The following is a 13,376-nucleotide window of genomic DNA, read 5'->3' on the forward strand; positions in this document are numbered from 1 at the left end:
TGAATGGCATGGGGCAAGCCGCCCAAATTTGTCTTGAACCAGTGTACCCGTAAACACCGGAAGCTGTCGATATTCCCATGACGGTTGTGATTGTTGAATGAAAACAATTATCTGAAAAATAAATTAGAGCAATTCACCTAATCAGTGAAAGACGGTGCACATTTTTACGGGTCATTGTTTTACATTCTCGCAAAAACCTGCTTACAATTAAGTGGTATGACCTCTTACCAATTTAAGCTGGGTTGATGGATAAGGAGAACCTGACATGGCAACAACCCTATATCTGATAACGTTCTTGGCAGTACTTGCACTTTTGGCCTATCACCGTGCTGGCCTAAAAATGTTCACTGCCGCAGCAGTAAGTTTGTTAATAGTTGGATCACTCCTTGGCAATGTTGGCCAAATATCGTGGTTGGTTTTCTTTGCTATAGCTATTCCACTTAATGTGCGTGCTTTTCGTGAAAGCTGGCTTAGCAAGCCGGCACTCAAGATGTTTAAAGGTGTAATGCCTGAAATGTCGCAAACAGAAAAGGAAGCCATTGATGCCGGCACTGTTTGGTGGGAAGCCGACCTTTTCCGGGGTGCGCCAGATTGGAACAAACTGCATGACATTCCTGCACCACGCTTGAGTGTTGAAGAGCGTGCTTTCCTTGACGGCCCTGTTAATGAAGTGTGCCGAATGGTCAATGACTACCAAGTGACACATGAACTTGCCGATCTTCCAGAAGACGTATGGCAGTACTTAAAAGACAACAAGTTCTTCGCCATGATCATCAAGAAAGAATACGGTGGTCTTGAGTTCTCTGCTTACGCACAATCCTTGGTTTTGCAAAAGCTTACCGGCGTTTCTAGTGTGCTATCTTCAACCGTTGGTGTACCAAATAGCTTAGGCCCAGGCGAGCTGCTGCAACATTACGGTACCCGTGACCAAAAAGATTATTATCTGCCCCGTTTAGCAAATGGCCTTGAAATTCCATGCTTTGCCCTGACTAGCCCAGAAGCAGGCTCCGATGCTGGCTCTATTCCTGATGAAGGCTTCGTCACAAAAGGTATGTGGCAAGGAGAGGAAGTGCTCGGCATGTCGATCACTTGGAATAAACGCTACATCACTCTTGCACCCGTTGCGACGGTGCTTGGTTTGGCATTCAAGCTCAAAGACCCCGACGGATTGCTTGGTAACGAAGCCGACCTAGGAATTACCTGTGCGTTAATCCCGACCGATCTCGATGGTGTAGAAATTGGCCGTCGACACTTCCCGCTGAACCTGCCATTCCAAAATGGTCCAACGCGCGGTAACAACATTTTCGTTCCTTTGGACTTCATCATTGGTGGTCCAGAAATGGCTGGTCAAGGCTGGCGCATGCTGGTCGAGTGTCTTTCAGTTGGTCGTGGTATTACGCTGCCTTCAAACTCAACGGGTGGACTCAAATCAGCCGCTTTGGCGACAGGTGCTTATGCTCGTATTCGACGCCAGTTCAAGTTACCTATCGGTAAAATGGAGGGTATCGAAGAGCCACTCGCTCGAATCGGTGGTAATGCGTATGTCATGGATGCCGCCAGTGCACTGACCGTGACAGGTATTGATTTGGGTGAAAAGCCTTCTGTTATCTCAGCGATTGTGAAATACCACTGTACGCACCGAGGTCAACGCAGTGTCATTGACGCGATGGATGTTGTCGGTGGTAAAGGTATATGCCTTGGGCCAAAGAACTTCTTAGCTCGAGGATATCAAGGCTCACCCATTGCCATTACAGTTGAAGGTGCGAACATTCTGACACGTTCAATGATCATTTATGGCCAGGGTGCCATTCGCTGTCATCCATTTGTGTTGACAGAAATGGAAGCCGCCTACAATGAAGACGAGCGTGAAGCGCTCAGCTCTTTTGACCAAGCGTTATTTGGCCACGTGGGCTTTGTGATCAGTAATCTTGTTCGTTCTATGTGGTTAGGCCTAACTGACGGTCGCACCTCTAGTACCCCACGTAAGGATGACACGGCGCGTTATTACCAACAAATGAACCGCTACGCGTCAAACCTTGCACTCCTGTCTGACGTTTCAATGGCAATACTGGGTGGAAACCTTAAGCGTAAAGAACGTCTTTCCGCACGCCTTGGCGACGTGTTGAGTCAGCTTTATCTCGCCTCTTCTACCATGAAGCGATATGCCGATGAAGGCTACCAAAAGGCTGATATGCCATTGGTTCATTGGGGCATGCAGGACGCCTTGTATCAAACTGAGACGGCAATAATTGAGTTTCTAGATAACTTCCCTAGCCGTTGGGTCGCTGCGCCACTCCGCGTCATGCTGTTCCCATTTGGCACTCGTCGCACTAAGCCCAATGACCAACTGGATGGCAAAGTTGCTCAAATTTTGCAAACACCAGGAGAGTCAAGAAGCCGAATTGGTCGAGGGCAGTTCCTTGAAGCATCAGAACACAACCCAGTCGGTAAAATTGAAAAAGCACTTCTCGATATTTTAGCGGCTGAACCTGTCCACAAAAAGGTCTGTGATACGACAGGTCAAAAGCTACCATTCATGTTCCTCGACAAAGTGGCGCAGATTGGTTTGAGTGAAGGTGTGATCACCGACAAAGAGGCGGAAATTCTGTGCATCGCGGAAGCAGGTCGATTAGAAACCATCAATGTGGATGACTTTGAATCCGATGAGCTTGCCGCAGCGAGCAAGGCTTTGGATAAGGTTATTCATGCCGCATAGTCTGGGCTAGCATTACTCGGGGCTCAAAAAAGGAGAAGCATAGCTTCTCCTTTTTTTGTCTTTCATGTGCAGTTCTCGACACATGATCTAAAAACAGAATCACACACCACTTAACCACACCATTTCAACCCGAACAGTCATATAACCAAACAATGAAGCATCACGCAGCTTTATCTGAATCTTCCGGTGGCGGCGCTTCTAATTCTTCTTCTGTTTCAGCCGCGAGCTTTTTCGCTTTGATTTTACGAATGATAAACCAAGTTAATATCGCCAGAACAAGCAGTAAGATGTTACCACCAATAATGGTGATCATTGCCATCTTGCGGTCTTCTTCTCGTTGTATGGCTTGAAGCCGTTCTTCTTCAATGCGCGCACGCTCCGCTTCTCTTTCTTCTCGCTCGAGCTTAGCCTTCTCAATGGCTTCGTAATCTGCCACGGCAAACGTCTGCTCGGGTAAATGAAAGACTAATGAACGCCCTGACAACTTGTCTGTACCGTAAAGCCACGCGAACCACTTGTGCTGTCCCGGCTCAGCAAAATTATCAATATCTACGTTTAGTGCTGTATATTCTTTACTGGAAACCCCTTGATATACTGAGGTTTTTCCTTTGGGGCCTTTAAATTCAGCATGTGCCGCTATGGATCCATTTTCGATACTGGCAGAGTCTGACTCCACGAGCAGATGATGAGGAAGTGCTTTTTTTCGGCTTTGCTTAAATGTCGCCATCAGAGGCGTTGGATATACGAGAACTTCTTGCTCTAACGTACGAAAAAACACGCCATTTCCAGACGTAACCCGCGCACGGTACTTTCCTGGCGCGGCATTGACTGGCAACTCAACGGTAAAAATGCCATCCCCCGCCACTTCATCCAACCCCGAACCATCATCGATAAATCGACCTAGTGACATTTCCTGTGGACGCTGATCAACGGGGATATCTTCCACACTCTCTAAGAACTCGGTGAACGTCACCGTCAATTCCACGCGATCGAGAAAATCTCGCAGGTTTAATGGCTCGCCTGCCTGCATTAAGCGTGCAGTGAACTTGAGGGTTTCTCCTTGATAGAGCCGATGAGGGAAGGTATCTACCTTCATACTCAGCTCTGACAAAATACGAATCTTATTCTCTGGTGTCACCTTACCTATTGCCTGCCACGGTCCGGGCATTGGGTCGAAAATCGAGACAATATCCATGTCAGGTTCTTTGTGCCAAGACACGTTGTCAGGGTGACGCCACTCATACAGTTTCGTGCCATCAGGTTGGACGAGAACAACAGGCTTACTTGGATTCTTGCGATAAATAACAAACGCAACCTGCGTAATGGTGGAATCGATACGAAAACGGTTATTCAACAATCGAATATCACGATCAGATGTCTGTTCCGCTGCGGCGCTGAACACAGTCAACAACGCAAGCAGCACGCCAAACCATCCCATTTTCATATCATCTCCTGTTACCGCCAGAGACAGCTGCCGTTTTTCGCGATAACGTCCAGCTGCGCTTCATGTTCTATTAGTTCATCGGCAGATGCATGAATGATCTTTAATTTTTTTGTTCCCACTTCAACACGTCGAATGGACTCGTCATTGGTATCTTGCCCATTTGAATCCGTTCCGCTAAAGGACAGCGTTGTTTGCCCACCGGTCATTAACAAATAGACGTCGGCAAGAATCTCGGCATCCAGCAAAGCACCGTGCAGTGTTCGGTGTGAGTTATCTATGCCATAACGGTCACAGAGCACATCCAGGTTGTTACGTTTGCCGGGGAAGATCTTCCTTGCCATCGCAAGGGTATCTGTGACCTTGCAATAGTCTTCAGTTTTGCCGATGCTCGGATCAACGGTCTGAAACTCGTTATCCATGAAACTAACGTCAAAGGGCGCATTGTGTGCGACCAACTCAGCCCCTTTAATGAACGCCAGAAATTCTTCATGAATGGCTGCGTATTCCGGCTTACCCACCAAGAATTCATCGGTAATACCGTGAACGGAAATAGCCTCTGGGTCTATCTCGCGATCTGGCTTGATATACACATGAAAGTGTCGCCCCGTAAGCTTACGGTTAACAATTTCAACGGCACCAATTTCAATAATTTTATGGCCTTCATAAACAGGGCCACCCTCACGGTTCATACCCGTGGTTTCTGTATCGAGAACGATTATTCTGTCGTAACTGGCTTTCATGGCGTCACTTATGTCAGACTTGGCGATTAATTTAAATAGATACTAACAAATATGGTCAAGCAGGTAGAAATTTTCACTGACGGATCTTGCCTCGGCAATCCAGGACCCGGTGGTTATGGGGTGGTTTTACGCTATAAGCAGCACGAAAAAGAGATAAGCGAAGGCTTTGAACTCACCACTAACAACCGCATGGAATTACTTGCCGCTATTGTGGGACTTGCCAGCCTCAAAGAGCATTGCTCTGTGGTTTTGACTACCGACAGCCAGTACGTTCGACAAGGTATCACTCAATGGATTCATAACTGGAAAAAACGTGGTTGGAAAACCGCGGATAAAAAAACCGTTAAGAATGCGGATCTTTGGCAAAAGCTAGACAAGGAAGCTCAGCGTCACACCATCGACTGGCAGTGGGTTAAAGGGCATGCAGGCCATCCGGAAAATGAACGTTGTGATGAACTGGCACGTGCTGGGGCAGAAAAACCCACTCAACCCGATACGGGTTACCAACCCAACGAGTAGTCAGCCTTCTTTATTGGATCAACGCTTGGTCAAACCACATACGACCCTAGCATTCAAATATCGCCAGATCCGGTTCGATAATTCACACTGACTGGCGATAAGCGTTTACGCAGTTTCCATTCAGGTTTTATCGGTTTCAATGGATAAGTACGCTTTCTCGCGACAATAAAATAAAGAGAGCCCATTGCTGGCAATAACCCAGAACACGCGTTTTCGAACCACACTCCACATGTACGGTGCTGCGTTGCAGGGATCAAGCCGAAACACGACATTTCAATGATCTCGTAGTTTAGTAACCCCAGCCAATCCCGAACACGAAGTGGACTGAACATTCTTCCATTCCACGGTAGTTTGTTTTTACGCCACGGAATTAAGCGGCCGATACCCATCAAACTGCTTGGATTGACGCCAGAAAGGACCAAGTAACCATCATCGATCATCACTCTATCAATTTCGCGTAATAATCGATGGGGGTCGCTAGAGTAATCCAATTGGTTAGCGAGAATGCAAACATCGAAGGCTTTATCAACAAACGGAAGCTGATAGCCGTCAGCCTCGACATTTCTTAATGGATTTAACTTATCAATGCAGACTTGATGTTGAATGTTACAATGCCCGCTGGTTAACTCGCAGCTAAGGCCACCAAGTTTGAGCATGTGGTAACCAAAACATCGTGGAAGCCATTCGTCCAATCGAGTCTGAATATGCGAGCACGCCCACTCACCATGGGCAAATTGATCCCATGTGTACGGGTATTCTAATGGACGTTGACTACGTGCTGGCTTCATAGAGTATTTGAGTTATAGCTGGAGAGTAAAAATGCTATCGATATCAAGCATACCCGCATTTAATGACAATTACATCTGGTTACTAAAAAATGATGACAATCATTGTCTTGTTGTCGATCCCGGCGACGCAAAGCCCGTACTCACATATCTGGCAGAGCATGAGCTTATCTTAGACGCAATACTGCTTACTCACCATCATCATGACCACGTTGGTGGTGTCGAAGCATTAACATCTGTCTATTCAAGTGCTGCTGTTTATGGCCCATCCACCGAACGATTCCCACAAGTCACCCACCCTCTTGAAGATGGTGCATCGTTTTCTTTGTTCAACACGCAATTTACCGTTTTACAAGTCCCTGGACATACTGTTGACCACATCGCTTATCATGCAGATGGCAAGCTCTTTTGTGGTGACACCTTGTTCTCTGGTGGGTGTGGTCGCCTTTTTGAGGGTACCCCCTCTCAGATGCATTCCTCTTTGATGCGCCTCGCCGCTTTTCCTGACGAAACATTGGTGTTTTGCACGCACGAATACACACAATCAAACTTGAAATTTGCTCAAGTGGTTGAACCCAGCAATACTGCGCTTGGTGAGTATGTACTCACTGTTACCAATTTACGGGCTATCAATAAAATGACATTGCCGTCAACGATAGGTCGCGAAAAGAGCATTAATCCGTTTTTGCGCGCGAATCACGCTTCAGTAAAAGAAGCAGTGAAACATACTGCGACAGACAGCTCTGATATTGAAACTTTTGCAGCGCTCAGACGTTGGAAAGATGAATTTTGACGCAAGTCACTTGTAAGCAAACGTATAGGCCGATTATTATCATCGACCAATTTTTGAAAGGTTAATCTATTAATGAAGTTCCGTTATGTATTAGTGGGATCGATGTTTCTCGCGGGATGCCAATTAACAGGGCAAGATGACGTCGCAACAACGACTAATACGCCAGATCAACAGGAAACCTTGCAAGCCAAGGAAGCAACAACAGCCCATCAAGTTGAAACGCTTGAACCTAAGGTTGAAGCACCTGTTATTACTCCACAGAATCAGGAGGATGTCTGGAATCGGATTGCCATGCAAATGGACATGCCCGTCCCTGAAAACAAACGAGTTAAGTACTATCGTAATTGGTACTTAAAGCACCCTCAGCATCTCCATACTGTCGCAAAACGCGCAGAGCCTTTCCTCCACCTAATCACTGAAAAGGTAGAAGAACGCGGCATTCCGCTAGAGATTGCGTTACTTCCTGTTGTTGAAAGTTCATTTGACCAATTTGCATACTCACATGGTCGTGCTGCGGGATTGTGGCAATTCGTACCGGAAACGGGTCGCCGCTTCGGTCTCGAGCAAAACTGGTGGTATGACGGCCGTCGAGACGTTGTCGCGTCGACTGACGCAGCATTAGATTTATTGGAGTATCTCCACAAGAAATTTGATGGTGACTGGCTCCATGCACTTGCAGCCTACAATACCGGTGAAGGGCGTGTATTTCGTGCTATTCGCAAAAACAAAGCGGCGGGTAAGCCTACTGATTTTTGGTCACTGTCTTTACCCAAAGAAACCAGTGGCTATGTGCCGAAACTCATTGCTGTTGCCGATGTCGTCAAAAACAAAGAAAAGTACGGTTTAGTGCTACCGAAAATTGCGAACCATTCGGTACTCGAAGTTGTAGAGCCTAATGTTCAAATGGATTTAGCACTTGCCGCTAACTACGCCGGACTCTCATTGTCTGAGTTACAAAGCTTAAACCCTGCTTATAACCACTGGGCAACATCTCCGGATGACAATAACAAACTTCTATTGCCTAAAACCAACGTGGAGCAATTCACAACCAACCTTGCTGAGAATAACAACCAAGGTATTAAGGTCACCCGCTACAAAGTACAAGGCGGCGACTCATTGGGCACAATTGCGCAACGACACAATACAACAATAAAAGTGATACAGCGGGCAAACAGCATCAAAGGAACAAATATCCGTGTTGGTCAACATTTGCTAATCCCTGTGGCACTAAAAGATGAGAGTCAGTACTCACTGAGCGCACCTCAACGTCTTGCAAAAATGACGAGCAAAAAGCGCGGCGATATTAAGCTGACTCACAAGGTAACAAAAGGGGATAGTTTTTGGACTATATCTCGTAAGCATGGCGTCGCTCACAGTGATCTAGCGCGATGGAATGGTATGAGCCCGAAAGACACACTGCGTATCGGTCAAGATTTGGTCGTGTGGAAAAAAGCAGAAGAAGGGGCTCGCATACGTACTATTTTTTACAAAATCCGCGAAGGAGACTCGCTAAGCGGAATTGCCTCTCGATATAAGGTTTCTGTGACTGATCTGATTAAGTGGAACTCTTTAAAGAAAAACGCTTATATCCAGCCAGGGCAACAATTGAAACTCTATATCGATGTAACAAAAGTCAGCGCATAACTTCAACTTAATTGATATATAAAACATAAAGCGCCTTGTGTTCTCACAAGGCGCTTTTTGCATGAAGAGAAATCACATCACCATTGGATGTCGCTTCATCATTCTAATCCCTTCACGCTTAAAGCAGTCAACAAGTGGGTTTTCTGCCATATCAGCACGCCATACGAACGACAAAGAACGCGCCATTTTAAGCTCAGGGACGTTAAGCGCTACGAGTTTTCCGCTTTCAATGTATGGTTCAACGTCGAGGTACGGGAGACAAGTTAAGTAAGAGCCATTCGCGACTAAGCTTCGAATCACAGGCACATGCTCGTACTCTCGCCAGACATCAAGATCTTCAATATGGTGGCAAATGGAGCTTTCGAATGCCGTTCTTGTCCCTGAACCTTGCTCTCGCAATACCCATTTAGCTTGCTCTAATTGTGCAATACTCACGTGATCATAGCGTGAAAAGGGATGGTGAGCGGAAGCGACAATAGTTAGGTGGTCATTGCACCAGGGTTCCTGATGAAGACGATTATCATCACAGCGCCCTTCGATAATGCCGAGGTCATAACGATAATCAAGCACACCAGCAATGACTGAACTCGTACTATGAACGCCTAAAGAAATTCGAATTTCTGGAAAGTCACTATCAATAATACTGATAAGGTCTGGCACCAAATGTTCTGCAGGGGTTTGACTTGCTCCCAGTCGAATTTCACCACTGAGCAAGTGCTGCTCATAAATGCCCATTTCAATCTGTTTTGCGTCTCGTAAAAGTCGCTTGGCTTTAGGCCTCAACCAACTTCCCCAATGAGTAAGCATTAACCCCTTACCCTTTCGCTCAAACAGAGGACGTCCTAGCATCTTTTCGAGCTGAGACAATGACATACTGGTTGCAGACTGTGTCAGTGAAAGGATTTCAGCGGCTTGGCTAACGCTTCCCGTGTCCGCTACGGTATCAAAGACCGCAAGCTGTTTCAGTGAATATCTCACCGTGGTATTTCTCCCTAGATAACCAAACAAATAACCCTTTTATTTTTATGTATTCATTGTACCTAGTGCGAAAAAATCATCAATTATTCTGAATACAATTCAAAGAATTATCAATTGTACTTGATGCAGTTCACTCAATTAATCTGATTAGGAAGTCAGGCATTTCGCCAAACACAGTGAAAGGAAAAACACATGAATAATCTTCGGGAGGAAAGGTAATGACAACTGCCTATTCTGATCACGAGTTTGTATCAGTCAAAGGATTTTCAGCATCTGAAATGATGAACGAAGCCGAACGTTACGCAATAAAAAAGATAAGCAAAAAAAGTGGCGCTACTCTTAGCCTTGCCACACTGGCTGGTGCGTTTATCGGCCTTGCCTTTCTTTTCTATATTACAGTGACAACGGGTAACGATAGTACAAACTGGGGTGTTAACCGCTTAATCGGCGGGTTTGCATTCAGTATGGGATTGATACTGATTGTCATCTTTGAAGGCGAGTTATTCACTAGCACCGTTTTATCGAGTATTTCGTGGGCAAATAACCAGGTAAGTGTCCCCAAGCTACTTTCAATCTGGGGCAAAGTTTACCTAGGTAACTTCTTTGGTGCGACGTTGCTTGTTCTCATGGTTACTGCTGCGGGCTTATATCAGCTTGATGGCGGGCAGTGGGGTTTAAATGCGCTCAATATTGCTCAGCACAAATTACACCACACTTGGCTTGAAGCGTTCACTCTTGGCGTGCTGTGCAACATTCTAGTTTGTACCGCAATATGGCTAACGTTCTGCTCAGCAAACCCTATCGTCAAAGCCGCAATGACCATGCTTCCCGTTGCCATGTTCGTTTCTAGTGGATTTGAACACAGCATCGCCAACATGTTTATGGTGCCACTCGGTATCGTCATTGCCCACTTTTCACCGGATACATTCTGGCTTGGGCTTGGTACCAATGCGGCAAACTATGCCGACTTATCTATCAACAACTTTTTAGTTAACAACCTTATCCCTGTCACCCTAGGCAATATCGTTGGCGGTGCCGTGCTTGTAGGCCTAGCCAACTGGGGAATTTACCGTAAACAAATGCAACAACCCGATATGCTGAGCGTTAACACGCCAGTTGCCATCAAAAAAGCAACCAAGGACTCTGCCATGATGAACAATGTGAAAGTAAAAGACCTAATGAACAAAAGCCCTATCGTCTTGAAAGGAAGCGACCGCACGGCTGACGCCATTGATAACTTGCTTTCCAATGGTCTGACTGGTGCCCCTGTATGTGACAGTCAGCAACATGTAGTCGGTTTCTTTTCTGTACACGATGCTATGGTCAATCTTTGGTGTGAAGACTATCTGCCGAATGCGAACTCGCTGGTTAGCGAGTTGATGAGCGATGAAGTAACAGCATTAAGTGCGGATGAAAGCTTAATCGATGTAGCAGAGTTCTTAGTCATGGATAAAGAAAAGGTATTCCCTGTGTCCTCCATGGGCATTGCAACAAGTTTTTCCACTTTGTCACTTAAGGATCGCGTAAAAGAAGCGAAAGTGAGTAAGCCTCATATCTTGCCAGTTATCACAAACGGTCGTTTAGTCGGTGTAATTTCAAGATCTGATGTGCTCCAAGCATTAAGACCGCTGTATGAAAACGAACCTTTAGTTGAAGTGGCTAAAGCCGTTTAATGAAATGAAGGGCAGTAACGATACTGCCCTTCTTCTATTCAGACGGGAATATCAGAGACGCTTCGATAAACGCATGATCAGACGCTGATGTATTTTTTGACCGCGAATCAACAAGCTCAAGTTCGCGATAGAATAAATGATCCAGCGGATAACCAAATACAGTGAGTCTATCATCACTGCTGTATTGAGCCTCTTTCAGCCCAAGCTCTTCGAGTTCCATTTTGACCACATCCAAGCGCTCTTCGCTCCAAGTGTTAAAATCCCCAGCAATGATAATAGGGCCTTTGATATCTCGCACCGCGTCGACTAATGAATGCAATTGTTCCTTATATTCTTCCACCCCAAAGGTAAAATTTATACTGTGCAGATTGATGACAGATAAGGTTTTCCCGTTTGAGAGCGAAAATGCACTGTAAAGCGCACTTTTGGGCAGACGCAGATAAGGCTCAATTTTGGTATACGCACACACTTTCTTTGGGACGACCTCGGATAATGTCATCACCCCTGCAATTTCACCTTTGATGGCAAAAGCGTAGGCCTGATTACTGTGCCACCCTTCGCGTTCAATGTAGCTGAGAAGTTGAGGTTTAGATTGTGCCTCTTGAAGCAATATTATCGCATTATCTTTCGATAATTCAGATAGTTCAGCCTCCCAACCATCCAACTGTTGTTTATAGATATTCCATACTGCGATATTAAGAGGCCTAGTCACATCAATTGTTTCGTTCGCTGAATAGCCGCGACAACGAACACTTCCTTCTCCTGACGCTAAGCTAGCTTCTTCTGGCACATCTACAAACGTATAGACCGTTAAAATGCCACAAATCAATATCAATGCGCTGAGAATTACCCAGCGAGGTCTAAACTGTTTCATCAAATAAATGGCACCTTACTGTTAGTTTGAAGTGAGCATGATCCGACAGGTCGAGAATTTTATGTGCTCATGATAAAGATTGTCGATCAACGCATCACAGTCGTTTCAATTGCGGGACTGAGCATCCTAATTACCAGGGGGCGTATTCAATTGCCCCTATACTCTCTCGACTCGCACATTCAGGAGCTCAAAAATGGCTAATGAATCTAAAGGCAACTATTACCGTATTCTACACCCAGCTCAAAAACCTTGGATGATTGCCTTCGTAGCAGCGATTGGTTCTGCTATTTGTATCGCCTTACTGGCTATCATTGATGAAAGCGCAAAGGGTGATTATGTATTAATGGCACCTTTTGGAGCAACGATGGTTCTAGTTTTTGGATTGCCAAAAAGTCCGCTGGCACAGCCTCCAAATGTCATTTTTGGTCATCTAACTACGGCCATTGTCGGCATTATTTTTGCCAACCTTTTTCCAGTCGAATTTTGGTCGTTAGGGTTAGCGGTAGGAACAGGGATATTCTTTATGATTTTGTTCGGTGTCACCCACCCTCCTGCTGGCGGAAATCCATTACTCATTTTACTAGGAGGGCATACAAGCTTTACATTTGCACTTTATCCCGTCCTCGCTGGCGCCTGTGTCATTGTGCTTATTGCTTTGATCTATCATGGATTTGTGTCGCGTTTGGAGTATGCATGGGTCAACAAGCCAAAGAAGGTATAGGTTATGTATAACAAAATACTTTATGCACTCGATTTAGACTCTAAAGCCCATTTACAAAAAGCACTCGCTATTGCCGCGCAGCTAAATGCCCAGCTTTACGTGGGGTATGCCACCCATATGGATGAAGACTATACAGATGATGAGATCTATTTCGGTAAGGCTGATGGCGACATGCTCGTTGATGGCAAGAGAAAAGAATTAGAAGCCAAGCTAGATGTATTACTGCAAGGAACTGAACTATCTAAAGAGCATGTTTATGTCGTCGATGGCCCCGTGGGAAAAGCGATTGATCATCTAGCCCAAACACTCAACACAGATCTTGTTCTTATCGCCAAATCTCATCGTCATTTCAGCTTGCTGATAAAGCCTGACACATTAATACGATATATGTCGCACTATGACTTGTTGAGTTTCAATTAGCTCAATGAGCTTTTGGGAAAAGTGACAGAAACGAAAAAGCCACCGACATTGCTGTCGAGGCTTTCGAAA

12 protein-coding genes are annotated in these 13,376 nt (G+C 45.6%); 7 read left to right on the plus strand and 5 right to left on the minus strand.

Going from position 1 to position 13,376, the window contains the following annotated elements; all coding sequences use genetic code 11:
• The first annotated feature begins 265 nt into the window (after positions 1–265).
• On the plus strand, positions 266–2,716 hold the full coding sequence (gene fadE / locus LRP50_RS05585; protein WP_274163494.1) for an acyl-CoA dehydrogenase FadE: 2,451 nt from the start codon (positions 266–268) through the stop codon (positions 2,714–2,716).
• A gap of 160 nt (positions 2,717–2,876) precedes the next feature.
• On the opposite strand, the gene LRP50_RS05590 is transcribed toward fadE, so the two are convergent.
• Both LRP50_RS05590 and dnaQ read right to left on the minus strand, forming a co-directional pair.
• Positions 2,877–4,160 (minus strand): TIGR03503 family protein, encoded by a 1,284-nt coding sequence (locus LRP50_RS05590; RefSeq protein WP_274163495.1) that lies wholly within the window; start codon positions 4,158–4,160, stop codon positions 2,877–2,879.
• 11 nt (positions 4,161–4,171) lie between these two features.
• A complete protein-coding gene (gene dnaQ / locus LRP50_RS05595) occupies positions 4,172–4,900 on the minus strand; it encodes a DNA polymerase III subunit epsilon (protein ID WP_274163496.1) in 729 nt (242 codons plus the stop codon).
• A gap of 51 nt (positions 4,901–4,951) precedes the next feature.
• Here dnaQ and rnhA point away from each other — a divergent pair, with 51 nt between their 5' ends.
• On the plus strand, positions 4,952–5,419 hold the full coding sequence (rnhA, locus tag LRP50_RS05600; protein WP_274163497.1) for a ribonuclease HI: 468 nt from the start codon (positions 4,952–4,954) through the stop codon (positions 5,417–5,419).
• A gap of 53 nt (positions 5,420–5,472) precedes the next feature.
• On the opposite strand, the gene LRP50_RS05605 is transcribed toward rnhA, so the two are convergent.
• Positions 5,473–6,207 (minus strand): methyltransferase domain-containing protein, encoded by a 735-nt coding sequence (locus LRP50_RS05605; protein ID WP_274163498.1) that lies wholly within the window; start codon positions 6,205–6,207, stop codon positions 5,473–5,475.
• Positions 6,208–6,238: 31 nt separating this feature from the next.
• Here LRP50_RS05605 and gloB point away from each other — a divergent pair, with 31 nt between their 5' ends.
• Both gloB and LRP50_RS05615 read left to right on the plus strand, forming a co-directional pair.
• Positions 6,239–6,997, plus strand: a complete 759-nt coding sequence (gene gloB, locus LRP50_RS05610; protein ID WP_274163499.1) for a hydroxyacylglutathione hydrolase — start codon at positions 6,239–6,241, stop codon at positions 6,995–6,997.
• Positions 6,998–7,069: 72 nt separating this feature from the next.
• Positions 7,070–8,641: a lytic transglycosylase gene (locus tag LRP50_RS05615; RefSeq protein WP_274163500.1), complete on the plus strand. Its 1,572-nt coding sequence runs from the start codon at positions 7,070–7,072 to the stop codon at positions 8,639–8,641.
• 72 nt (positions 8,642–8,713) lie between these two features.
• Here the strand turns inward: LRP50_RS05615 and LRP50_RS05620 are convergent, their stop codons facing one another.
• A complete protein-coding gene (locus tag LRP50_RS05620; RefSeq protein WP_274163501.1) occupies positions 8,714–9,619 on the minus strand; it encodes a LysR substrate-binding domain-containing protein in 906 nt (301 codons plus the stop codon).
• A 218-nt stretch (positions 9,620–9,837) separates the two neighbouring features.
• On the opposite strand from LRP50_RS05620, the gene focA reads away from it, so the two are divergent.
• Positions 9,838–11,292 carry a formate transporter FocA gene (gene focA / locus LRP50_RS05625; RefSeq protein ID WP_274163502.1) on the plus strand — a complete coding sequence of 485 codons (1,455 nt, stop codon included), beginning with the start codon at positions 9,838–9,840 and terminating at the stop codon, positions 11,290–11,292.
• A 34-nt stretch (positions 11,293–11,326) separates the two neighbouring features.
• On the opposite strand, the gene LRP50_RS05630 is transcribed toward focA, so the two are convergent.
• Positions 11,327–12,166, minus strand: coding sequence for an endonuclease/exonuclease/phosphatase family protein (locus tag LRP50_RS05630; protein WP_274163503.1), 840 nt, complete (start codon positions 12,164–12,166; stop codon positions 11,327–11,329).
• Between the two features lie 193 nt (positions 12,167–12,359).
• On the opposite strand from LRP50_RS05630, the gene LRP50_RS05635 reads away from it, so the two are divergent.
• On the plus strand, positions 12,360–12,887 hold the full coding sequence (locus tag LRP50_RS05635; protein WP_274163504.1) for an HPP family protein: 528 nt from the start codon (positions 12,360–12,362) through the stop codon (positions 12,885–12,887).
• Between the two features lie 3 nt (positions 12,888–12,890).
• On the plus strand, positions 12,891–13,307 hold the full coding sequence (locus LRP50_RS05640) for a universal stress protein (RefSeq protein ID WP_274163505.1): 417 nt from the start codon (positions 12,891–12,893) through the stop codon (positions 13,305–13,307).
• Positions 13,308–13,376 lie beyond the last annotated feature (69 nt).

Source organism: Enterovibrio gelatinilyticus, from assembly GCF_028683095.1.
In the GTDB taxonomy this organism is placed as follows: domain Bacteria; phylum Pseudomonadota; class Gammaproteobacteria; order Enterobacterales; family Vibrionaceae; genus Enterovibrio; species Enterovibrio gelatinilyticus.